This is a genomic window from Embleya sp. AB8 (genome assembly GCF_049739465.1).
GTDB lineage: Bacteria > Actinomycetota > Actinomycetes > Streptomycetales > Streptomycetaceae > Embleya.
The window spans coordinates 1-21,963 of the sequence record NZ_JBMHHY010000057.1; the positions used below are offsets into that span (position 1 = coordinate 1).

The 21,963-nt window shown below is 72.5% G+C and carries 18 protein-coding genes; 10 read left to right on the top strand and 8 right to left on the bottom strand.

Going from position 1 to position 21,963, the window contains the following annotated elements:
* The first annotated feature begins 507 nt into the window (after positions 1 to 507).
* Together ABIA38_RS44535 and ABIA38_RS44540 are read left to right on the top strand one after the other, a co-directional pair.
* A complete protein-coding gene (locus tag ABIA38_RS44535; RefSeq protein ID WP_424644773.1) occupies positions 508 to 3,396 on the top strand; it encodes an ATP-binding protein in 2,889 nt (962 codons plus the stop codon).
* 149 nt (positions 3,397 to 3,545) lie between these two features.
* Entirely contained in the window at positions 3,546 to 4,091 is a 546-nt protein-coding gene (locus ABIA38_RS44540) for an RICIN domain-containing protein (RefSeq protein WP_424644774.1), read from the top strand.
* Between the two features lie 93 nt (positions 4,092 to 4,184).
* Here ABIA38_RS44540 and ABIA38_RS44545 read toward each other — a convergent pair whose 3' ends face one another.
* From ABIA38_RS44545 to ABIA38_RS44560, 4 genes are all read right to left on the bottom strand, one after another.
* Positions 4,185 to 5,951 carry a GMC oxidoreductase gene (locus ABIA38_RS44545; RefSeq protein ID WP_424644775.1) on the bottom strand — a complete coding sequence of 589 codons (1,767 nt, stop codon included), beginning with the start codon at positions 5,949 to 5,951 and terminating at the stop codon, positions 4,185 to 4,187.
* Positions 5,952 to 6,092: 141 nt separating this feature from the next.
* The gene (locus tag ABIA38_RS44550; protein WP_424644776.1) at positions 6,093 to 6,332 is read right to left on the bottom strand and encodes a DUF5302 domain-containing protein; all 240 of its coding nucleotides are present in this window, start codon (positions 6,330 to 6,332) and stop codon (positions 6,093 to 6,095) included.
* Between the two features lie 109 nt (positions 6,333 to 6,441).
* Entirely contained in the window at positions 6,442 to 7,098 is a 657-nt protein-coding gene (locus ABIA38_RS44555) for a TetR/AcrR family transcriptional regulator (protein WP_424644777.1), read from the bottom strand.
* A 136-nt stretch (positions 7,099 to 7,234) separates the two neighbouring features.
* The gene (locus tag ABIA38_RS44560; RefSeq protein ID WP_424644778.1) at positions 7,235 to 8,824 is read right to left on the bottom strand and encodes a DHA2 family efflux MFS transporter permease subunit; all 1,590 of its coding nucleotides are present in this window, start codon (positions 8,822 to 8,824) and stop codon (positions 7,235 to 7,237) included.
* Positions 8,825 to 9,006: 182 nt separating this feature from the next.
* Between ABIA38_RS44560 and ABIA38_RS44565 the strand changes: the two genes are divergently transcribed.
* Positions 9,007 to 9,807, top strand: a complete 801-nt coding sequence (locus ABIA38_RS44565) for an SDR family oxidoreductase (RefSeq protein WP_424644779.1) — start codon at positions 9,007 to 9,009, stop codon at positions 9,805 to 9,807.
* A 31-nt stretch (positions 9,808 to 9,838) separates the two neighbouring features.
* Here the strand turns inward: ABIA38_RS44565 and ABIA38_RS44570 are convergent, their stop codons facing one another.
* The gene (locus ABIA38_RS44570) at positions 9,839 to 10,558 is read right to left on the bottom strand and encodes a hypothetical protein (RefSeq protein WP_424644780.1); all 720 of its coding nucleotides are present in this window, start codon (positions 10,556 to 10,558) and stop codon (positions 9,839 to 9,841) included.
* A gap of 130 nt (positions 10,559 to 10,688) precedes the next feature.
* Between ABIA38_RS44570 and ABIA38_RS44575 the strand changes: the two genes are divergently transcribed.
* The 5 genes from ABIA38_RS44575 (at position 10,689) to ABIA38_RS44595 (ending at position 16,324) form a co-directional block, all read left to right on the top strand.
* Positions 10,689 to 10,910 carry a hypothetical protein gene (locus ABIA38_RS44575; protein ID WP_026218929.1) on the top strand — a complete coding sequence of 74 codons (222 nt, stop codon included), beginning with the start codon at positions 10,689 to 10,691 and terminating at the stop codon, positions 10,908 to 10,910.
* A gap of 259 nt (positions 10,911 to 11,169) precedes the next feature.
* Positions 11,170 to 12,981 carry a 2-isopropylmalate synthase gene (gene leuA / locus ABIA38_RS44580; protein WP_424644781.1) on the top strand — a complete coding sequence of 604 codons (1,812 nt, stop codon included), beginning with the start codon at positions 11,170 to 11,172 and terminating at the stop codon, positions 12,979 to 12,981.
* Between the two features lie 47 nt (positions 12,982 to 13,028).
* Positions 13,029 to 13,721 carry a FadR/GntR family transcriptional regulator gene (locus ABIA38_RS44585; RefSeq protein WP_424644782.1) on the top strand — a complete coding sequence of 231 codons (693 nt, stop codon included), beginning with the start codon at positions 13,029 to 13,031 and terminating at the stop codon, positions 13,719 to 13,721.
* Between the two features lie 641 nt (positions 13,722 to 14,362).
* A complete protein-coding gene (locus ABIA38_RS44590; RefSeq protein ID WP_424644783.1) occupies positions 14,363 to 15,523 on the top strand; it encodes an LLM class flavin-dependent oxidoreductase in 1,161 nt (386 codons plus the stop codon).
* A 42-nt stretch (positions 15,524 to 15,565) separates the two neighbouring features.
* Positions 15,566 to 16,324, top strand: a complete 759-nt coding sequence (locus ABIA38_RS44595; protein ID WP_424644784.1) for a CE1759 family FMN reductase — start codon at positions 15,566 to 15,568, stop codon at positions 16,322 to 16,324.
* A 51-nt stretch (positions 16,325 to 16,375) separates the two neighbouring features.
* On the opposite strand, the gene ABIA38_RS44600 is transcribed toward ABIA38_RS44595, so the two are convergent.
* The 3 genes from ABIA38_RS44600 to ABIA38_RS44610 are packed head-to-tail and all read right to left on the bottom strand — an operon-like array spanning position 16,376 to position 19,148.
* Complete coding sequence (locus ABIA38_RS44600; RefSeq protein ID WP_424644785.1) at positions 16,376 to 17,164, bottom strand: SDR family oxidoreductase; 789 nt, start codon at positions 17,162 to 17,164, stop codon at positions 16,376 to 16,378.
* Positions 17,161 to 17,916: an SDR family oxidoreductase gene (locus ABIA38_RS44605; protein ID WP_424644786.1), complete on the bottom strand. Its 756-nt coding sequence runs from the start codon at positions 17,914 to 17,916 to the stop codon at positions 17,161 to 17,163. The genes ABIA38_RS44600 and ABIA38_RS44605 overlap by 4 nt, the downstream gene beginning before the upstream one ends.
* A gap of 5 nt (positions 17,917 to 17,921) precedes the next feature.
* Positions 17,922 to 19,148: an acyl-CoA dehydrogenase family protein gene (locus ABIA38_RS44610; RefSeq protein WP_424644787.1), complete on the bottom strand. Its 1,227-nt coding sequence runs from the start codon at positions 19,146 to 19,148 to the stop codon at positions 17,922 to 17,924.
* A gap of 122 nt (positions 19,149 to 19,270) precedes the next feature.
* Here ABIA38_RS44610 and ABIA38_RS44615 point away from each other — a divergent pair, with 122 nt between their 5' ends.
* Both ABIA38_RS44615 and ABIA38_RS44620 read left to right on the top strand, forming a co-directional pair.
* Positions 19,271 to 19,903, top strand: a complete 633-nt coding sequence (locus tag ABIA38_RS44615; RefSeq protein ID WP_424644788.1) for a TetR/AcrR family transcriptional regulator — start codon at positions 19,271 to 19,273, stop codon at positions 19,901 to 19,903.
* Positions 19,904 to 19,946: 43 nt separating this feature from the next.
* Positions 19,947 to 20,591, top strand: a complete 645-nt coding sequence (locus ABIA38_RS44620; RefSeq protein ID WP_424644789.1) for a GNAT family N-acetyltransferase — start codon at positions 19,947 to 19,949, stop codon at positions 20,589 to 20,591.
* The last annotated feature ends 1,372 nt before the right edge of the window (positions 20,592 to 21,963 follow it).

The following is a 21,963-nucleotide window of genomic DNA, read 5'->3' on the forward strand; positions in this document are numbered from 1 at the left end:
CCGGTGGCCGTCGTGGGCGGGCATGCCGCGGGTGACTCGGTCGTGGTGGCCGGCTCGGCGTGGGGCGGCGGGGCGCGTGGTGGCGCGGAAGCGGAAGTCGTTCCCGTCGGGCGCCCGTTGACGGGTTCGGGGCAGGACCGGGCCGGGCCCGGCGCGGCATCCGGGCCGGCGGCCGTCGTGGACAGGCCCGCCGCGGGTGACTCGGTCGTGGTGGCCGGCTCGGCGTGGGGCGGCGGGGCGCGTGGTGGCGCGGAAGCGGATGTCGTTCCCGCTGGGCGCCCGTTGACGGGTTCGGGGGAGGACCGTGCCGGGCGTGGCGTGGCATCCGGGCCGGTGGCCGTCGTGGACGGGCGCGTCGCAGGTGACTCGGTCGTGGTGGCCGGCTCGGCGTGGGGCGGCGGGGCGCGTGGTGGCGCGGAAGCGGATGTCGTTCCCGTCGGGCGCCCGTTGACGGGTTCGGGGGAGGACCGTGCCGGGCGTGGCGTGGCATCCGGGCCGGTGGCCGTCGTGGACGGGCACGTCGCAGGCGACTCGGTCGTGGTGGCCGGCCCGGCGTGGGGCGGCGGGGCGCGTGGTGGCGCGGAAGCGGAAGTCGTGCCCGCCGGGCGCCCGTTGTCCGGCTCGGACCCGGCCCGGGCCGCGCTCGGCGGGGCCGCAGTGGTCGATGACCGCCGGTCGGGGGACGGGTACGCGGGAGATTCGGCCGCCGGCGGCGACCTTGCGGCCGGCCGGGACGGGCGCGCCGCTGGTGGGTTCGCCGGTATCGACGGCGGGTTCGTCGGCCGGTGGGAGTCTGCGGCGACGGCTCCCGAGGGCGGGCCGTGGGTGGCGGGTGACGGTGGCGCCGGTGGTGAGTTGTTCGTCGGGCGAGACGACGAACTGGCGGCACTCCTGCGCGCGGCGCGCCTGGATGCGGCGCGCCTGGATGCGGCGGGCCCGGGCCCGGGCGCCGGCCCCGGGATCCGGGTCGGGTTGGTTACCGGTGAGGCCGGGCTCGGGAAGTCGGCGCTGCTCGGGTCGGTGCGCCGGGAGTTGGCGCGGCGTGGGGTGCTCGTGGCCACCGGGCGGTGTCCCGAGGTGGATGGTGCGCCGCCGGCCTGGGCCTGGGTCGAGGCGTTGCGGACGGTCGCCGCGACCGAGCCGCCGCCGGCCGACGCGCTGGCCGCGCTCGCGCCGTTGTTGGCGGAGGACGCGGTCGGCGCAGGCCGCCCGCAGGACACCTCGGCCGGGCGGTTCCGGTTGCATCGCGCGGTTTGGGCCTGGCTCGCGGACGTGGCCCGGCGGCGGCCGTTGGCCATCCTGCTCGACGACCTGCATCGGGCCGATGCCGAGACCCTCTCCCTGCTCGCCGCAGGCGCAGGCGCAGACGCGGGCGAGGACGCGCCGTTGTTCGTGGTCGCCGCCTATCGTCCCGACGAGGTCGACGGGCGCCTCACCGAGACCCTGGCCGGCCTGGCCCGCCGGTCCCCGTTGCGCCTGGCCCTGACCGGACTGCCCCCGGCCGCCGCCGCCCGGGTGGTGGCGGCGGTGTCGCAGACCCCCGTGGACCCCGCGACGCTGACCGCCCTGGCCGAGCGCACCGGCGGCAACCCGTTCTACCTCCGGGAGAGCGCTCGCCTCCTGGACAGCGAGGGCGCCCTGGTCGCCCTCTCCGACGTGCCCGAGGGCGTTCGCGACGTGCTGCGCCGCCGGCTGGCCCGACTGCCCGACCCGGCCGTGGCCGTGCTGCGCCTGGCCTCGGTCGCGGGTCGCGAGGTCGACGTGGACGTCCTGGTGGACGCCGCCGAGGTGGCCGAGGCGGGCGTCCTGGACGCGCTGGACGCCGGCCTGATCGCCGGCCTGCTCACCGAACCCGCCCCCGGCCGGGTGCGGTTCGTACACGCCCTGGTCCGGGACACGATGGCTGCCGACCTCAGCGGCCTGCGCCGAGCCAGGATGCACGGCCGGATCGCTGCCGCCCTGGAGCGCCTCGGCACCCGCGACGTCTCGGCCCTGGCCTACCACCACGCCCGCGCCGCGACCGCCGGCACCGCCGCCCGAGCCGTCGAAGTCGGCATCGCCGCCGCCGAGTTGGCCGAACGCCGGTTCGCCCACGAGGCCGCCGCCGAACTGCTCACCCGCGCGCTGGAGTCGCTGGACCGGATCCCCGCCGACACCCCGGGCGACCGGCACGCGGAGCGCGCCGACCTGTTCGGCCGACTGCTGCGCGCCCAGGTCCGCGCGGGCGACATCGTCGCGGCCCGGCGCACCCGGCAACTCGCCCTGGACGCCGCCGAGTCGGCCGACCGCGACGACCTGGTGATCGCCGCGTTCGCCGCCTGGACCGTGCCCACGCCGTGGCAGAGCCGCCCGTACGGCGAACTGGACCTGCGCGTGGTGAGCGCGCTGCGCCGGCTGATCGCGCGCACCGACCTGCCCCCGGAGACCCGCTGCCGGCTGCACGAGCGCTACGCCGCCGAGCTGATCGGCGAACGGGCCACCCCCGCCCCGCGCGAACTCGCCCGACAGGCCGTCGAGATCGCCGCCGAGCTGGGCGACCCCGACCTGCACGCGCTCACCCTGGCCACGCTCACCGGCAATCTGGCCGCATGCCTGGCCGACGCCCCCGCGCGAGCCGAGTCGGCCGCCGAACTGATCCGCCTCGCCGACGCGCACGACCTGCCGGCCTATCGCTGGTACGGCCGCTTCAACCTGGCCGGCGCGGCGGCCGAGCGGAACGACCCGGCGACCGCCCGCCGCCTGGTCGCGGAGAGCATCGAGATCGCCGACGCCTACCGGATGCCCGAGGCGATCGGCGTCGGCGCCTGCGCGCTGGCCGCCTTCGCACACATCGAGGGGCGCTTCGCCGAGGCCGAGGAGCGTTACGTTCGGGCCACCGAGCCGATGATCGCGCAGGGTTCGCCGCACGCGTTCGGGCTGCGGTGGCTCGCCCTCGCCACGATCCGGCTCAGCCAGGGCCGGATCGCCGAACTGGCCCCGGACGTACCGGAGATCCTGGCCACCTTCGGCCCGCTGGTGACCGACGTATGCGCGCTTGTGATGGCCGCCGCCGGCGACCACGACCGGGCCCGCGCGATCCGCACCGCCAATGCGCCGATCCGCGCCGACTTCTTCCACACCACGATGTCCGCGTTCCGGGCGGCGGCGGTGGTGGCACTGGGCGAGCGCGCCGAGGCAGCCGCGCTGTATCCGACCCTGCGCACCCTCGCCGACGCCGCCCCCGCGAGCGCCGGACTGTCCCTCGCGATCCGCCCGCCGGCCCACGTGTTGGGCGAACTGGCCCGCCTGGCGGGCCACGAGGACCGGGCGATCGGGCACTTCACCCGCGCGCTGGAGCTGGCCGAGATCTGGCACGCGCCGCACTGGGCCGCCGAGGCGCGGGCCGCGCTCGGCTGACCCGAGCCGATGTGAGAGCATCACTCGTTCGGCCCAGCAAGGCCATCCGAATCGGTGGTTTGCCACGTGCAACACCACAGCCCGGCAGGCGAGTTGGGCAGTCTCCCAGTTGGCCGGACGCACCGGTCGAGAACCGCGAGGAGACAACGATGTCGGCAACCAAGTGGTATCGCGTGGCGACGGCCGCCGCCGTGGTGGGCACAGTACTGGCCGCCGTGTCGGCCGCACCCGCGTCGGCCCGCCCCGACAGCACCGAATCGGTCACCGCACACCATCTGACCCTGCGCCTGGCGGCCGACGCCGGCCAGGTGGCCAACGTCAAGGGCGGCGGCAATGCCGACGGCACCCCGATCATCCAATGGCCGTGGTCCGGCGCCCCGAACGAGCGCTGGGAGGCCACCGCGACCGGCGGCGGCTACTACCGCTTCGCGTCGGTGGCCAGCGGCAAGTGCCTGAACGTCAAGGGCGGCGGCAAGGCGGACGGCGCGCAGGTCATCCAGTGGCCGTGCGGTAGCTCCGCCAACGAGGAGTGGCGGTTCGTCGCCAAGGGCACCGGATACGAACTCGTGGTCAGGTCCAGCGGGAAGTGTCTCAACGTCCGGGGCGGCCTGGGCCAGGGTCACGAACTGATCCAGTACACCTGCAAGGGTGTGGCCAACGACATCTGGCTCCCGGTCTGGGAGCCGACCGGCTGACGCCGCGTCACCACCGGCTCCGGCGGCCCGAGCAGGCGGCACGGCCTGCCTCGGGCCGCCACCCCCTCGGCGACATCACGGACGTGGTCCGCGTCAACCGACCGCCCCGGACGCCGAGTCGGCTTCGCCACCCGGCCGGCGCCCCGAGCGCACCTCCACGATCGGCAGCCGCAAGGCGCCGGGCGCGTCGGCCGGGACCACCGGCGCCACCGGCGCAACCCACGCAATGCGTCGATAGGCCGCGCCCGGCTCCGGGCGCGGGTCGGCCTTGCCCCGATTCGGCCACAATGCGGTGGCCCGCTCGGCCTGCGCGGTGATGGTCAACGACGGGTTCACGCCCAGGTTCGCGCTGACCGCCGAGCCGTCCAGGACATGCAGGCCCGGGTGGCCGTAGACCCGCTGGTACGGATCGACCACGCCGGTCGCCGCCGAGTCGCCGATCACACAACCGCCCAGGATGTGGGCCGTCATCGGCACGTTGGCCAGATCGCCCCACGTGCCGCCGGCCACCCCGCCGAGCCGTTCGGCGAGCCGGCGCACCGCCTCGTGGCCGGCCGGTATCCAGTTCGGATTCGGCTCGCCGTGGCCCTGCCGCGTGGTGATCCGGGTTCCGCCGAACAGCCCGCGCTTGCGGTAGACGGTCAGCGAGTTGTCCCGCGACTGCATCACCAGCGCGATGATCACCCGCTCCGACCAATTGCGCACGTTCAACTGCCGCAACCTGCCCGGGTCTTCGCACACCGCCCGGAACAACTGCCGGATCCGGGGCCGGTCCCCGTCGGTGAGCAGGGTCTGCAACAACCCCATCGCATTGGACCCCTTGCCGTAGCGCACCGGTTCGATGTGGGTGTCCGCGTCCGGATGCCACGAGGACGTGATGGCCACCCCGCGGGTCGCGTCGAGCACCTCGGTGCTCGGCGCGATCGCGCCGAGCAGGGCCTCGGAGTTGGTCCGGGTCAACCGGCCCAGGGTGCGGGACAGGCGCGGCAGCGTACCCTCGGCCGCCATCCGATGCAGCAGCCGCTGCGTACCGAGCGTGCCCGCGGCGAACACCACCTGCTCGGCGGTCCAGGTACGCGGCACCCGGGCCACCGTCACCGGTCCACTGCGTACCGTCTCGACCGCGTAGCCGCCCGAGGATCCGTCCGCCCGGACGCCCAGCGGCCGGACCCGGCGCACCGTCCGCTCCGCGTGCACCTCGGCGCCCGCCCGCTCGGCCAGATACAGATAGTTCTTGAGCAGTGTGTTCTTCGCACCCACCCGGCAACCGGTCATGCACGACCCGCACTCGGTACACGTGGTCCGCCGCGGCCCCACCCCGCCGAAGTACGGATCGGCCACCTCCTCGCCGGGCCGCTGTCCCTCGCCCGGGAACAACACGCCCACCGGCGCGAGACGGAAGGTGTCGCCGACGCCCATGTCCTCGGCGACGGCCTTCATGTGCTCGTCGGCGGGCGTGGTGTGCGGGTTTTGCACCACCCCCAGCATGCGCTTCGCCTGGGCGTAGAACGGCGCCAGTTCGGCGTGCCAGTCGGTGATCCCACCCCACTGCGGATCGTCGAAGAACGGCTGCGGCGGCTCGTACAGGGTGTTGGCGTAGTTCAGCGAGCCACCGCCGACCCCGGCCCCGGCCAGCACCACCACGTCCTTGAGCACCTGGATCCGCTGGATGCCGGTCAGGCCGAGCGCGGGGGCCCACAGGAAGTCCCGCAACTGCCACGACGTCGCCGGGAAATCGGCGTCGGCGAACCGTCGACCGGCTTCCAGTACGCCGACCCGGTAGCCCTTCTCGGTCAACCGCAACGCGGCCACCGAACCGCCGAACCCCGAACCGATGACCAGAACGTCGTAGTCGAACACGAGGGAACCCTTCGCCGGGCGGGCAGGAGGTGTACCGGAACGCGATCCCGGCGATCCTACTGCCCGGTAACCCGGCGAAGGCAGCCCCTCCGTGACCCTGATCCGCCCGAATCAGAGGGGAATCATCAGAAATGCCGAGCTTCAGCCGCTCTTGCGGCGGAACGAGCGCTGCTGCGCCGCAGGCCCGTGCGCACCGTGGATCTTCGATCCGTCGCCGCCGGGGCCCTCGCCGGCGCCATCGGTCTTGGCGCCGCGCTTGCGGGCGAGCGCCTCGCGGAACTTGCGCTTGGTCTCGTCCTCGGGTGTCTCGGCCGGCTCGGGCGCGCCGGCCTCGGCGGCCGTCTCCTCGGTGGTCTCGTTCGCGGGTGTCTCGTCAGCCATGGTGCGTTCCTGCCCTCGTTGCGATCCGTGAGGACACCCTTCCATGCCGGGGCCCACGATGGCACGCCCGGATCGGTTGACGCGCACAAGAGGTCGCCGGCGGACCGCATCAGATCAGTCGGGCGGTCCGGGCGACCAGGGTGTCGATGAACTCGTTCAGTGGCGGCCAGTCGAACACCGGCTTGGTCGAGTCGAAGGACGGCGCGGTCATGTGCAGCAGCACCGCGCCGTGCAGCGCCGCCCACACCGCCAGTGCGTCCTGGTACGGATCGGTGCCCGCCGACTGCCCGGCCGTCTGGGTCGCGGCGATCGCGTCGATCAGGGTCTGGAAGACGTCCAGCCGTTTGGGGAACGGGGGCGGCGCCGGCGGTGGGGCGGCCGGACCGGTGATCGTCGGGCGCAATCGGTTGAACAGTGCCCGGTAGCGCCCGGGTCGCTCCAGGGCGAAGTGCGCGTAGGCCCGGCAGCCCGCGAGCAGCGCCCGATTTGCCTCGGACTCCACCTCGGAGGCGGCCACGATGGTGTCCCGCAACTCGTCGAAGTAGCCGTTGAGCACGGTGTCGAGGATGTCGGCCAGGTCCTCGAAGTGCGCGTAGATCGACGGCGCGGTGATCTCCGCCTCGCGCGCGATCCGGCGCAGTGTCACGTCGCCGGCGTGCCCGTCGCGCTCGATCAGCGCGGTCGCCGCGGTGAGGATGTCGTCGCGCAGCAGCGCGCCCTGGCCGCGGCGGTTGCGTCGGCGGCTCGGCCCGTGCTCGTCGTTCATGGCGGCCAGCGTACGAGGCGGGGGAGTGGCGCTCGCGGGCATGGTGCCTCCTCGGGAGTGTCGACGGCGCCGGGCCGGACGAGGGGTGCCCGGCGATCGGCTGGTGCCGAGCGCCGGGCCTGGTGGTGACGATCCGTCAGGTGGCCGGTACCGCCTGGTTGTCGGTTGGTTCGGCGGCGCCGGGACCGGGCGCCGGGCGGCGCGGCAGCCCGAACCCGACCACCACCGCGCCGATCGCCGCGACCGCCGCGGCGACCAGGGCGCCGTTGTTCATCGCGACGGTGAACGCGTGGTCGGCGGCCGAGGTGAGCCGGTCGGCGGACGGGGGCGGCAGGTGCCCGGCGACCACGTGCGCGGCGGGCAGATCGTGCGCGGCGACCGCCGAGGGGCCGGTGAGGTGTTGGTCGGCCATCTCGCTCCGGTAGTGCGAGGAGACCAGCGTGCCGACCACGGCGATGCCGAGCACGCCGCCGAGTTCGCGGACCACGCTGTTCATCGCACTGGCCATGGCGGAGAAGCGGACCGGCACCGACGCGGCGATCTCCATGCTCGCCGGCGCCATCATCATCCCCATCCCCGCGCCGACCAGGGCCATCTCCCCGGCCAACGCGACGAACGGGGTGTCGGTCGCGGTGGTCAGCGCGAGGATCCCCAGGCCGACCGCGACCGCAGCGAGCCCGACCACGAGCATGCCCCGGATCCGCAGCCGGGCGGTGACCACCGGGGACAGCGCCGACATCACGGCCATCGACACGGCGAACGGCATCGCGCCGAGGCCGGCCTTGAGGGTGCTGTATCCGTGCACGAGCTGGAAGTACTGGGACAGTACGAACAGCGTGCCGAAGAGCGCGAAGAAGGTCACCCCGAGCGTCGCGGCGGCGAGTACGAAGCCGCGGTTGGCGAACAGGCGCACCTGCACCATCGGTTCGTCCCGGCGCAGCTCCCAGCCCACGAACAGGGCGCCGACCACGACGAACACGGCCAGTTCGACGAGGGTGACCCGGTCGGTCCAACCACGCTCGGGCGCCTCGATGATCGCGTCGACCAGCAGGCCCAGACCGACCACGGACAACACGGCGGCGGGCAGGTCGAGCCGACCGGTGCGCTGACCCGGCACGCCGGGCACGATCCGCAGGATGCCCACGATCGCGGCCAGCACGAGCGGGACGTTGATCCAGAACGCACTGGACCAGGAGAAGCGCATCAACAACGCGCCGCCGGTGACCGGACCGATCAGCACGCCCACACCGGCCGCGGCCGACCAGGCGCCGAACGCCTTGGGTCGCTCGGCGGGTGGGAACATCCGGATGATGATGGCCAGCGTCGCGGGCATCACGAACGCCGCGCCCAGGCCCATCGTCGCGCGCCAGAAGATCAGTTCGCCCGAGGTCGAGGACAGCGCCGCGACCGCCGACCCGCCGCCGAACAACACCAGTCCACCGAGCAGCGCGCGTCGGGCCCCGAACCGGGTGCCGAGACTGCCGGCGAGCAGCAACAGCGCGGCGAAGACCAGCGTGTAGGCGTCGGTGATCCACTGCAGGTCGGCGGTCGACGCGTCGAGCGCCTTCGCGAGCGCGGGCAGCGCGGTGTTGAGTACCGAGTTGTCCAGCGTCACCGCCACCAGCGTCGAACTGAGCACGAACAGTGCGGCCCACCGCCGGGGATGGCCGACGAGGTCGACATCTCCCGGCGGCGCGGCGAGGGAACGGGTCTCGGTGCTGCTCATGGTCTGCCCCCATGGACTAACGCTTGTTAGCTTACGGCTGTAAAGATAGCCCGTGACCATGTGCCCGTAAAGCCAAGGATTGGCAAAGCCGTCTTCTGTAGCGATCGCTAATAAATATGGGATACGGTGCCCCGTGTTGAATCTGTAGCGATCGCTATTGAAACCCTGTGGAAGGCGCCACCATGAGCACGACACCCACCAACACCACCACCAACACCACCACCAACAGCACCACCAGGACCGCCCTCGTCACCGGCGCCAGTCGCGGGATCGGCCGCGCCATCGCCGAGCGGCTGGCCGCAGACGGTGTGCTGGTCGCCGTACACGGCGGCAGCGACGAGCCGGCCGCCAAGGAGGTGGTCGCGGCGATCGAGGCGGCCGGCGGGCGGGCCTTCGTGGTGATGGCCGAGCTCGGCACGCCGGGCGACCTGGATCGACTGTTCGACGGACTGCGGGCCGGCTGGGCCGAGTTCGGCGTGGACGGCCTCGACATCCTGGTGCACAACGCCGGCATCGGCGCGACCGGGCCGATCGAGGTGGAGACCGAGGAGGGCTACGACCGGGTGTTCGCGGTCAACACCCGCGCGGCGTTCTTCCTCACCCAGCGGGCCCTGCCGCTGCTGCGCGCCGGCGGCCGGATCGTCACCATCACCTCGGGCGTGACCCGGATCGCGTTCCCCGAGGGCATCGCCTACGCGATGACCAAGGGCGCCCTGGAGGCGTTCACCCTCGCCCTGGCCAAGCAGCTCGGCCCGCGCGGGATCACCGTCAACAACGTCGCCCCCGGCATCGTGGACACCGACGTCAACGCCGGTTGGCTGCGCGGCAATCCGGTCGCCGAGGCGCAGGCGGCGAGCCGCGCGGCGCTGGGCCGGGTCGGCCAACCGCGCGACATCGCCGACGCGGTCGCGTTCCTGACCTCCGCAGACGCGCGTTGGGTGACCGGCAGCACGATCGACGCCACCGGCGGCTCCGACCTGTAGCGGCGCGGCTGCCTTCGGCGCCGCCGCTTCGCTACAACTCCCACACCACGCCCAGCGGCACGCAGGACAGCGTGCCGCGGGCTTCGGGGGCGGCGATCCAGGCATCGGTACCGACGAAGTCCCGCCCCCGCTGGTGTGCTTCGCGGGCGGGCGTCGGGTCGTCCCAGGTCACCGCCAGCGGCCGGTGCTCGACGTCCCACTTGGCGCCGCCGAGCGCACGATCGTCCGCCGAGGTCGCCTCCACGTGGGTGAGCAGGCCGGCCTCGGTCCGCAACACCCCCGCGTGCCACAGCGTCACGCCCGCCTCGGTGCGCACGATCGCGGGCGGCGTGGCCAGTTCGAGCCCGGTGCCGTCGTGCCGCTCCGAGTCGAAGCGCAGCACCAGTCGGCGCGGGATGGTCGGCAACACCACGTCCAGCACCAGATCGCCGTCCGGGACCGGCCCGAACAGGCAGGAGGTGAACCGGATCGGCCCGGCGGACAACGTGGTCGCCAGCGCCGAATAGGCGAACCGATCGCCGGAGCGGGTCACCGACACGCCGTACTGCCCGAACAACGGCGGTGCGGGCGGCCGGGGTCCGGCCGGGCGGGCGAGCGTCTCCATGCCGATGCTCGTGTACAGCCCGGCCGGCGTGCGCAGGATGCCGCCGTGGAAGACCCGTACCTCGTCGTGCTCGAGCAGGATCTCGGGCGGCCGGACCAGCTCGATGCCCGCCGATTCGCGGTCCGCCGGGGCAGTACTGTCGCTCATGTACCGACCCTATCGGCGGGTCCGTACGGGATTCGAACCGCCGGATCCTGGGGACACTTTCCGGTTACGGCTTCGCCCATACCGTCTCCGAATGCCCCGCGCGTCATCCGACAGGCGCATACTGGGGGGGATGACGACGTCAGCCGTGACCCGGCGCATTCTGCCCACCAGTCCCTTCAATGTCCCGGTCGCTCCCATCATCGAGGATTTCGAACTCGGTGCACGAGTGACGCACGATCAGTACGGACTCGGTCGGATCGTCGGTGTCGAAGAGGACATCGCGGTCACTGTCGATTTCGGGTCGCGTCAGGAGCGGATCTGCCGCCCCTACGCGAAGCTGAGCAACCTCTGAACATCCCGACTCCACGCGGTCGGTACGAGGAGGCGCCCCCGGGAAACCGGGTCGGCGCCTCCTTTCGTTTGTCGCAACGCCTCGTTTGTCGCAGCGACAGAGATGTCAGGTTGTCAGACATGTTGTGCTAGCGTCTGCGCCATGACGCTGCGGGTGCTCCTTCTCGGCCGCCGCGGCGGGGCCTGATCCGACCGGCGCCCCGCCGCGGGGTTCGGTGCTGCCGGTCGACCCCTTCGATCGGCGAGGACGCACCCGCACCATGACCACCGAACACACCTTCCCCACGCTCCGCACCCCCACCGGCCCGATCCCCGAGGGCGGCCCGCACTGGAACCGGCAGCGCGCCGGCTCGATGCCGCACCACCGCTACCGCCCCGCGCACGAGCGGGTCCGGGTCGAGATCGAGCCGAACGCGCGGACCTGGCCGACCAACCGGATCGAGCGGGCCCCGCTGTGGGTCCCGGTGGACCTGCGCGACGGCAACCAGGCACTGGCCGAGCCGATGGATCCCGCGCGCAAGCGGCGGCTGTTCGACCTGCTGGTGGCGATGGGCTTCAAGGAGATCGAGGTCGGCTACCCGTCGGCCAGCCGGGCCGACTTCGACTTCGTCCGACACCTGGCGGAGCGCGACGCGGTCCCCGACGACGTCACGATCGTGGTCTTCACCGCGGCCCGTCGCGAGCTGATCGAACGTACCCACGAGTCCATCGCGGGCCTCCCGCACGCCGTCGTGCACATGTACACCGCCACCGCGCCGACCTGGCGCGACGTGGTGCTCGGCCACGATCGGGACGCGCTGCGCGAACTGATCCTGGCCGGCGCCGCGGATGTGGCCCGGGGTGCGGACGCGCGGCCCGGGGCGGACATCCGCTTCCAGTTCTCGCCCGAGGTGTTCAACCTGACCGAACTCGACTACGTCCTGGAGGTGTGCGACAGCGTCACCGAACTGTGGGACGCGAGCCCGGACCGGCCGGTGATCCACAACCTGCCCGCCACGGTCGAGATCGCCACGCCGAACGTCTACGCCGACCAGATCGAGTACATGCATCGCCACCTGGCGCGGCGGGACGCGGTCGTACTGTCCGTACATCCGCACAACGACCGGGGTACCGGCGTCGCCTGCGCCGAACTGGCGCTGCTGGCGGGGGCGCAGCGGATCGAGGGCTGCCTGTTCGGCAACGGCGAGCGGACCGGCAATGTCGACCTGGTCACGCTCGCGCTGAACCTGTACACGCAGGGCGTGGATCCGATGCTCGACTTCTCCGACATCGACGAGATCCGGCGCACCGTCGAGTACGCGAACCGGATCGAGGTACACGCCCGCCATCCCTACGGCGGCGACCTGGTGCACACCGCGTTCTCCGGGACCCACCAGGACGCGATCAAGAAGGGCTTCGCGCACCACGCGCGGCGGGCCCGGGCGCTGGGGGTGCCGGCGGATCGGGCGCCGTGGGACGTGCCCTACCTGCCGATCGACCCGGCCGACGTGGGCCGCGACTACGAGGCGGTGATCCGGGTCAACAGCCAGTCCGGCAAGGGCGGGATCGCCTACCTGATGCAGAGCGCGCACGGCCTGGAGCTGCCGCGCCGGCTACAGATCGAGTTCTCCCGGGTGGTCCAGGAGGCGACGGACGACAGCGGCGAGGAGATCACTGCGAAGGAACTGGGGGAGCTGTTCGGGCGCGAGTACCTGGATCGGCGCACGACGGTGGAGCTGACCGAGTGGCGGGCCGAGGAGCCGGCCCCCGGGCGGCACCGGTTCAGCGGGACGCTGGGCGGGTCGGCTTCGGTGGTGGGGGAGGGGAACGGGCCGCTGTCGGCGATGACCGCGGCGCTCGGGGAGGCCGGGATTCGAGTGGAGATCCTGGACTACGTCGAGCACTCGATCGGCGCGGGCGGGGACCGGCAGGCGGCCTCATACATGGAGTGCCGGGTGGACGGGGTCACCCGGTGGGGCGTCGGGATCGACACCTCGATCCTGTCGGCATCGGTGCGGGCGACGATGTCGGCGGTGAACCGGGCCCGGGCGGTACCGGTTCAGCGGGACGGAAGGGATGATCTGCCCGGCTAGGATTCGTCGGACAACCTGAGACGTACCCGACCCGCAAAGGCGACACGATGACGTTCGGCCCGCTGCGCCGCAACCCGCTGGTCGGCCAGGCGGCCGAACGGCTTCGGGACCAGATCGCCGCCGGGCGCTGGCCGATCGGCGCCAAGCTGCCCGGCGAGGTGGCGCTCGGCAAGGAACTCGGCATCGGCCGATCGACCGTGCGCGAGGCGATTCGCGACCTCGCCGGGGCCGGGTTGGTCGAGTCGCGGCAGGGGGCCGGCGTCTTCGTGATCGCCACCGAACCGGTCGAGGACCTGACCGCGCGGCTGCGCCGGGCCTCGGCGGTCGAGGTGTACGAGGTGCGCAACCTGATCGAGGTGCGCGCCGCGATGCTGGCCGCCGAGCGGCGGACGGACGCGGACCTGGCCGCGCTGGACGCGGGACTGGCGGCCCGGGCGGCGGCGCTCGGCGACGACGAGGCGTACATCGACGCGGACATCGCGTTCCACGCGAGCGTCGTCGCGGCGGCGCACAACGACGTGCTGACCGATTTGTTCGCGGTGTTCCAGGTGACCATGCGGCCGGGGCTGCTCGATCTGCTCGCGGTAATGGACGCCAAGGGCCTGCGCACCACCGCGATCGACCCGGGGGCGGACGCACACGCGGCGATGGTCACGGCAATCCGCGCGGGGGACGCGGCGGCGGCGGGCCGGGTGACCGAGACGGAACTGGCGGTGAGCTTGCGCATCCTGCGGGAGTAGCGGGGGTGGGGCCCGGCCGGCCCGGCCCCGGCCCCGGCCCCGGTTCGGCACGTGCCTTGCCCCCGTTCGGCCTGGCCCCGGCCTGGTCCCGGCCCGGCTCCCGCGCTTGGCCCGGCCCACCTCCGCTCCTGGCCCGGCCCGGGCCCGCCACCGCCTGACCCGGCCGCCTCGGGCCGTCGGGGAGGCGGTGGCGGGCCGGTGACCGATGCGGAGCCTGCGCATCCTGCGGGGATAGCGGGACGTGGGGCCTCGGTCCGATCCCCGGCCGCGGCCCCGGTCCGGCCCCTGCCCGGCTTGGCCCCGCGCCTGGCCTCGGCCCGTCTCTTCCCTCTGCATCGGCTCGGCCTGCCTCCGCCTCCGTCCCGTTGCCTCGGCCCGGCCCCCTCGGCTCCGCCCGGCCCCGGCCCGCCTCCGCGTCTCCGCCTTCGCCGCCCGCCCGCATCTGGCCCCGCCTCCACCTCCCCCCGGCCCTGGCCCGCCTCCGCCCCGGCCCCCGGCCCGCCTTGGTCTTCGGCCCGGCGCCGGCCCCCCGGCCCACCCCCGCCCCCGGCCCTTGGCCCCGGTGCTCGGGAATAGCCGGCGGGGGGTCGTGCTTTTATGGGTTGATTGAGGGTTCAACTTCTTCTGAGAGAGTGATCATCGTGCAGTTCGGGATCTTCACCGTCGGTGACGTCACCGTCGACCCCACCACCGGTCGGGCACCGACCGAGCACGAGCGGATCAAGGCGATGGTGGCGATCGCGCTCAAGGCCGAGGAGGTCGGCCTGGACGTGTTCGCGACGGGGGAGCACCACAACCCGCCGTTCGTCCCGTCCTCGCCGACCACGATGCTCGGCTATGTCGCGGCGCGCACCGAGCGGATCATCCTCTCCACCTCCACGACGCTGATCACCACCAACGACCCGGTGAAGATCGCCGAGGACTACGCGATGCTCCAGCACCTGGCCGACGGCCGGGTGGATCTGATGATGGGTCGCGGCAACACCGGGCCGGTCTACCCGTGGTTCGGCCAGGACATCCGCCAGGGCATCCCGCTGGCGATCGAGAACTACGCGCTGCTGCACGAGCTTTGGCGTACCGAAGTGGTGAACTGGGAGGGCCGGTTCCGGACTCCACTCCAGGGCTTCACCTCGACGCCGCGCCCGCTGGACGGTGTCCCGCCGTTCGTGTGGCACGGCTCGATCCGCAGCCCCGAGATCGCCGAGCAGGCCGCCTACTACGGCGACGGGTTCTTCGCCAACAACATCTTCTGGCCGCGCGACCACTTCGTGCGACTGATCAACCTCTACCGGGACCGCTTCGAGCACTACGGGCACGGCACCCGGGACCAGGCCGTCGTCGGGGTCGGCGGGCAGGTGTTCATGCGCCGGAACTCGCAGGACGCGGTACGCGAGTTCCGCCCCTACTTCGACAACGCGCCGGTGTACGGACACGGCCCGTCGCTGGAGGAGTTCACCGACCAGACGCCGCTGACCGTGGGCAGCCCGCAGGAGGTCATCGACAAGACGCTGACCTTCCGCGACTCGTTCGGCGACTACCAGCGCCAGTTGTTCCTGATGGACCACGCGGGCCTCCCGCTGAAGACCGTCCTCGAACAGCTCGATCTGCTCGGCGAAGAGGTGATCCCGGTGTTGCGCAAGGAGTTCGCGGCACGGCGCAAGGTCGGCGTGCCGGCGGGCCCGACGCACGCGGCGCTGGTCGCCCGACGGGACGCGGCGGCTGCTGCGGCGGCGGCGGCCGTGGGTGCGGATGTGCATGCGGATGCGGATGCGGATGCAGTGCTTCAGGCTCAGGCGTCCTGAGCCGTCACGAACACACCTGATTTGGAAGGGAGTAGGACAGTCATGGCACAACCGCTCAAGCTCGTGGTCGTCTCGGCCGGACTGGGCAGGCCGTCGGCCACCCGGCTGCTCGGTGATCGGCTCGCCGAGGCCGGCCAGCGGCAACTGGCCGAGCGGGACGTCCCGGTCGAGGTCGTGGTGGTCGAACTGCGCGACGTCGCGGTGGACATCGCACACAACCTGGTCACCGGCTTCCCGCCGCCCGGACTGCGCGGCGCGATCGACACCGTCACCTCGGCGGACGCGCTGATCGCGGTCACGCCGATCTTCAGCGCGTCGTACAGCGGGTTGTTCAAGTCGTTCTTCGATGTGCTGGACAACACGGCACTGGTCGGGAAGCCGGTGCTGATCGCGGCGACGGGCGGTACGGCGCGGCACTCGCTGGCCCTGGAACACGCGCTGCGCCCGCTGTTCGCGTACCTGCGGGCGACGGTCGTGCCGACCTCGGTGTTCGCGGCCACCGACGACTGGGGTTCGGCGGGGGCCGGCGGTGTTGGAAACGACGGACGCGGCGGACGCGGCGGACGCGGCGGAAGCGATCAAGGTGAGAGAAGCGACGGAAGTGACGGGCTGGCGGCGCGGATTGCTCGAGCTGGCGGCGAACTGGCCGAGCTGGTAGGGCCATTGGCCGGGGTGCCTCGATCCCGTTCGGCGGCCTCGGGCCCGTTCGGCCTCGATCCCGGGCCCGGGCCGAACGCGGCCTCCGTCGTCGATGAAGTGGTGCCGTTCGCCGAGCAGTTGGCCGCGCTGCGGCGGCGATGATCGGTGCGGCGTCGACGGGTTCGGGCCCGTCGGCGCCGCACCGAAGGGTGGTCAGCCCTCGTCGACGGCGTCCAGTCGGGCCTGGAGTTTGCGCATCCCGGCCAGCCAGCGGTCCGGGTCGGCGGCGCGGTTCGCGTACATCCGGGCCACCTCGGGGTGCGGCAGGATCAGGAACGGGTCGCCGGCGGCGACCGCGCCGACCACCACGTCGGCGACCTCCTCCGGCTCGATCGCGCCGTCGTCCAGGATCAGCCGGGCGGCCGTACCGGACGCGTCGAGCAGGGCGGTACGCACGCCCAGCGGGCAGACCGCCTGCACGGTGATGCCCTTGGCGCCGTAGGTGATCGCCATCCACTCGGCGAACGCGTACGCGGCGTGCTTGGTGACCGCGTAGGCCGTCCCGTCCAACATGGTGAGCAGCCCGGCGGCGGAGACCGTGCTGACCAGATGGCCGCGCCCGCGCGCCAGCCAGGCCGGGGTGAGCAGGCGCGCGGCGCGGACGTGGGCCATCACGTTGACGTCCCACGAGCGATCCCAGGTCTGCTCAGAGGCGTCCAGGCCCAGGCCCTCGGCGATGCCCGCGTTGGCGCAGTAGACGTCGATCTCGCCGCCGAGGGCGGTTCGGGCACCGGCGATCAGCGCCGCGACGCCCTCCTCGCCGGCCGCGTCGCCGGGCAGCGCGATGCCGCCGAACTCGGCCGCGACGGCGTGCGCGGCGTCCGCGTTCAGGTCGTTGACCACGACGCGGGCGCCCTCGGCGGCGAATCGGCGGGCCAGCGCGGCGCCGATGCCCGCGCCGGACCCGGTGATCAGCACATTGGCGCCGGCGGGGGTGGTCATCCGACACCGCCGGACAGGCTCACGCCGCCGTCGATCAGCAGCGTCTGGCCGGTGATCCAACTCGCCTGCTCGGACAGCAGGAATGCGACCGCGCCGGCCACGTCCTCCGGTACGCCCAGGCGGCCCATCGGGTAGGCGGCGGCGACCTCGGCCTCACGGCCCTCGTACAGGGCGGTCGCGAAGGTGGTCTTGACCACGGCCGGGGCGACCGCGTTCACCCGTACTCGTGGGCCGAGTTCCGCGGCCAGCTGGGCGGTCAGGTGGGTCAGCGCGGCCTTGCTGACGCCGTAGAAGCCGATCCCGTGGGCCGGTCGTTCGCCGGCGATCGAGGACACGTTGACGATCGCGCCGCCGTGCTCCCCGAGCCAGGCCTTGTAAACCCGCTGGGTCCAGGCGAGCGCCGCGATCAGGTTGACCTCGAGGATCTTGCGCCCGGCGTCCAGGTCGAGTTCCACCAGCGGGCCGTACACCGGGTTGATCCCGGCGTTGTTGACCAGCATGTCGATCCGGCCGAACGCCTCCATGGTGGCGCTGATCGCGGCGTCCTGATGGGCCGGGTCGTGTGCCTTGCCCGCGACGCCGATGGCATGCTCGGGGCCGCCGAGCGCGGCGACCACCTCGGCCAGGGTGTCGGCGCCGCGCGCGGTTACGCAGACCCGGTCGCCGCGGGCGACCAGGGCCTGGGCGATGCCGAGCCCGATGCCTCGGCTGGCGCCGGTGACGATGGCTACGGGACGGGACGAGTCGCTCACTGGGCTCACTGGGCGGCTGCCTCTCGGTAGGGCTTGAGCTCGCGGTGGGCGAGCGAACGGCGGTGTACCTCGTCGGGGCCGTCCGCCAGGCGCAACGTCCGGGCGTGCGTCCACAGCGAGGCGAGAACGAAGTCCTGGGACAGGCCGCCCGCGCCGTGCGCCTGGATGGCCTTGTCCAGGATCCACTCGACGGTGAGCGGGGTCGCGATCTTGATCGACTGGATCTCGCGATGCGCGCCGCGGTTGCCGACGGTGTCCATCAGCCACGCGGTCTTGAGGACGAGCAGGCGCAACTGCTCGATGCGCACCCGGGATTCGGCGATCCACTCCTGGATGACGCCCTGCTCGGCCAGCGGTCCGCCGAAGGCCTCGCGGGCGAGGACGCGCCGGCACATCAGTTCCAGGCCGCGCTCGGCCATCCCGATCAGCCGCATGCAGTGGTGGATCCGGCCGGGGCCGAGCCGGGCCTGGGCGATCGCGAAGCCGTCGCCGGCGTTGCCGACCAGGTTGGCGACGGGCACGCAGACGTTGTCGAAGACCACCTCGGCATGGCCGCCGTGCGGTCCGTCGGTGTAGCCGAAGACGTGCATCCCGCGCCGGATGTCGACGCCGGGGGTGTCGCGCGGGACCAGGATCATGCTCTGCCGGCGGTGGCGCGGCGCGTCCGGGTCGGTCTTGCCCATCACGACCAGGATTTCGCAGCTCGGCGCCATCGCTCCGGAGGACCACCACTTGCGACCGTTGATCACGTAGTCGGCGCCGTCGCGGACGATGCTCGTGGTGATGTTCGTGGCGTCGGAGGAGGCGACGTCGGGCTCGGTCATACAGAACGCCGAGCGGATCGTGCCGTCGAGGAGCGGGGCCAGCCAGCGGGCCTGCTGCTCGGGCGTACCGAAGTCGTGCAGCAGTTCCATGTTGCCGGTGTCCGGCGCGGCGCAGTTGAGCGCCTCGGGGGCCAGGTGCGGACTGCGGCCGGCGATCTCGGCCAGCGGCGCGTATTGCAGGTTGGTCAGGCCCGCGCCCTCGGCGCCGGGCAGGAACAGGTTCCACAGGCCGCGCTTGCGCGCCTCGGCCTTGAGGTCGTCGACGACCGGCGGGCGGCCCCACGGATCGGCGGCCGGGTCGGCCACCTGCTCGGTGAACACGGCTTCGGCGGGGTACACGTGTTCGGTCATGAACGCGAGCAGCCGCTCGCGCAGTTCCTCGGTCCGGGCGTCGTAGCTGAAGTCCACCGGCGCGTACCTCTCCGTGGGTCCTTAGGGTGCGAGAGTCGTGACGTGCGCAATTTACGGTACCGACCGGTCGGTATCTTGGCTAGGGTAGCGTCGAACGCTCCCGCGAAAGGTTGAACATCATGGCGGCAAGAGGACGCACACACGCGGCGCCGGTGGAGTCGGATGGTGACGGGGCGCCGTTGCCGCAGCGGTTGTTGCGGATCGCGTCGCGGATGTTCGCCGAGCGGGGCTTCGAGAGCACCTCGGTCCAGGAGATCGTGGCGGCGGCGGGGGTGACCAAGGGCGCGATGTACCACTACTACGCGTCCAAGGACGATCTGCTCGTCGAGATCTACCACCGGATGCTGGCGATGCAGACCGAGCGGCTGAACACGATCGCGGACGGCGCCGAGCCGGTCCTGGACCGACTGCGCGAGGCCGCCGCCGACGTCGTGGTCACCACGCTGGGCAACATCGACGACGCGGTGGTCTACTTCCGCTCGATGCATCTGCTCGCGCCGGACAAGCGGGCGGAGATCCGCGCCGAGCGCCGCCGCTACCACGAGCGCTTCCGCTCACTGATCGAACAGGGCCAGCGGGAGGGCGGGTTGCGGGCGGACGTGTCGGCCGACATCGCCACGCACAACTTCTTCGGCGGAGTGCACCACCTGAACAGCTGGTACCAGCCGGCGGGGCCGATGTCGCCGAGGGAGGTGGGGGAGGCGTTCGCGGATTTGCTCCTGCATGGGCTGGCGCCGACGCCGGGGTCGTGAAAATCCGCCGGCAGCGGCCATCGGGTGTGGCTCACAATCGACCATGCTCACCGATCATTGGCCGGTATTCGGCCTCCGAGTGACCACGCCCAGGCTGGAACTGCGCCCGGCGACCCAGGACGACCTGGTGGCGCTGGTGGAACTGGCCGAACTGGGCATCCACGCCCCCGACTACATGCCGTTCAGCAAACCGTGGACGCGCGAGGAACAGCCGGCCAAGGCCCGGAACGCGCTCAAGTACTACTGGAGTACGTGGGCCAACTGGGCTCCGGAGGACTGGTATCTGCTGCTCGCGGTGGTCCACGAGGGCCGCGTCATCGGCGTCCAGGACGGCGCCGCCAAGGATTTCGCCCACCGGCGGGAGGTGATGTCGGGCTCCTGGCTGGGCCTGGCCCACCAGGGCCAGGGCCTCGGCACGGAAATGCGCGCGGGTTGGCTGGAGTTGGCCTTCGCGGGATTGGGCGCCAGGTGGGCCGTCTCGGCGGCGCTACCCGACAACGCCCCCTCACTGGGCGTCTCGCGCCGCCTGGGCTACGCCGACGACGGCCTGGAAATCGAGGCCGGCGAGGACGGTGGGCCGAGGGAGGTCACCCGCCTACGCCTGACCCGAGAGGCATGGCACCAACACCGCACGATCGAGGCCAAGGTCGAGGGCTTGGACGCCTGCCGAGACATGTTCGGCGCGTAGGCGGGGCGGGGCGGGCCGGGGCGGGGGTTTGGTTCGTTCGGCGCTTCGCGGCCGTTGCTGCCCTGGTCGGCTTGGCTGGTTCGTGGCGGGGGCGGTCGGCCGCTTGGCATCGTTTGGTTCGGCCGCTGCGTGGTTGCCCTGGGCCGGTTCGGCGGGGCGGGGTCGTGGGGGTGGCCGCCGTGTCGTCGTTGCTCGTCCCCTCCGGGGCCGGGGTCTTTGCTTGGTGCTTCGCATCCGTTGTTGCCCGTCCACTACGTGGCCGTCACTGCCCTGGACGGCTTTGCTGGCTCGTGGTCGGGGGCGGTTGGCCGCTTGGCGTCGTGGTGTTGGGCTGCTGGCGTGGTGGCGCTGGGTCCGTTCGGCGGGGCCGACTCGTGACGGCTGCCACCGCCTCGTCGTTGCACGTCCCCTCCGGGGCCGGGGTTTTTGCTTGGTGCTTCGCATCCGTTGTTGCCCGTCCACTACGTGGCCGTTACTGCCCTGGTCGGCTTCGCTGGCTCGTGGTCGGGGTCGGTTGGCCGCTTGGGCGTCGGGGTGTTGGGCTGCTGGCGCGGTGGCCCTGGGTCCGTTCGGCGGGGCCGACTCGTGGCAGGTAGCCGCCGCCTCGTCGTTGCACGTCCCCTCCGGGGCCGGGGTTTTTGCTTGGTGCTTCGCATCCGTTGTTGCCCGTCCACTACGTGGCCGTTACCACCCTGGTCGGCTTCCCTGGCTCGTGGTCGGGGGCGGTTGTGCGTGGGGCGTCGTGGTGTTCGGCCGCTGCGCAGGCGGTCCGGCCTCGTGCGAGTTGGTCGGTTTCCGTTCGGGGTGTGGGTTTGTTGGCTCGGGTTGTGCCTGCGGGGTGTGTGAGGCGCTGGGTTCTCCGGTGGCGTGCGGCCCTTTTTGTCTTGTCGTGCCTCGGTTTCGGCCCGGGGAGCACGAAACCCGCGCTCGCCGGCCTGCGCAGATGCGGGTGCCGGGTAAAAGCGCAGGTCACGCTTCGTCTCAAGCCTTGGGAGTCTCGTCGGGATCCGGTCTCGGTCCTGAGGAGAGAGCGGGAGCCGGGATGGGCTGCGAGACGCGGCATGGCCACCGGCCGCCGAGGCCGCCAAGCGGCCGACCGCCCCCGACCACGAGCCAGGGAAGCCGTCCCGGGTGGTGACGGCCACGTAGTGGACGGGCAACAACGGATGCGGAGCACTAAGCAAAGACCCCGGCCCCGGAGGGGACGTGCAACGACGAGGCGGTGACAGCCGCCACGAGTCGGCCCCGCCGAACGGACCCGGGGCCACCGCGCACCGGCCCAACACCCCGACGCCCAAGCGGCCGACCGCCCCCGACCGCGAATCGGGGAAGCCGTCCCGGGCAGTGACGGCCACGTAGTGGACGGGCAACA

What these genes read in the sequence shown, in the direction of transcription:
- ABIA38_RS44600 (WP_424644785.1), bottom strand. Translation starts at nt 17,164, where the DNA reads ATGACCACCCCCGCCGGCGCCAATGTGCTGATCACCGGGTCCGGCGCG.
- ABIA38_RS44570 (WP_424644780.1), bottom strand. Translation starts at nt 10,558, where the DNA reads ATGAGCGACAGTACTGCCCCGGCGGACCGCGAATCGGCGGGCATCGAG.
- ABIA38_RS44620 (WP_424644789.1), top strand. Translation starts at nt 19,947, where the DNA reads ATGCTCACCGATCATTGGCCGGTATTCGGCCTCCGAGTGACCACGCCC.
- ABIA38_RS44575 (WP_026218929.1), top strand. Translation starts at nt 10,689, where the DNA reads ATGACGACGTCAGCCGTGACCCGGCGCATTCTGCCCACCAGTCCCTTC.
- ABIA38_RS44565 (WP_424644779.1), top strand. Translation starts at nt 9,007, where the DNA reads ATGAGCACGACACCCACCAACACCACCACCAACACCACCACCAACAGC.
- ABIA38_RS44550 (WP_424644776.1), bottom strand. Translation starts at nt 6,332, where the DNA reads ATGGCTGACGAGACACCCGCGAACGAGACCACCGAGGAGACGGCCGCC.
- ABIA38_RS44615 (WP_424644788.1), top strand. Translation starts at nt 19,271, where the DNA reads ATGGCGGCAAGAGGACGCACACACGCGGCGCCGGTGGAGTCGGATGGT.
- ABIA38_RS44540 (WP_424644774.1), top strand. Translation starts at nt 3,546, where the DNA reads ATGTCGGCAACCAAGTGGTATCGCGTGGCGACGGCCGCCGCCGTGGTG.
- ABIA38_RS44560 (WP_424644778.1), bottom strand. Translation starts at nt 8,824, where the DNA reads ATGAGCAGCACCGAGACCCGTTCCCTCGCCGCGCCGCCGGGAGATGTC.
- ABIA38_RS44595 (WP_424644784.1), top strand. Translation starts at nt 15,566, where the DNA reads ATGGCACAACCGCTCAAGCTCGTGGTCGTCTCGGCCGGACTGGGCAGG.
- ABIA38_RS44585 (WP_424644782.1), top strand. Translation starts at nt 13,029, where the DNA reads ATGACGTTCGGCCCGCTGCGCCGCAACCCGCTGGTCGGCCAGGCGGCC.
- leuA (WP_424644781.1), top strand. Translation starts at nt 11,170, where the DNA reads ATGACCACCGAACACACCTTCCCCACGCTCCGCACCCCCACCGGCCCG.
- ABIA38_RS44555 (WP_424644777.1), bottom strand. Translation starts at nt 7,098, where the DNA reads ATGAACGACGAGCACGGGCCGAGCCGCCGACGCAACCGCCGCGGCCAG.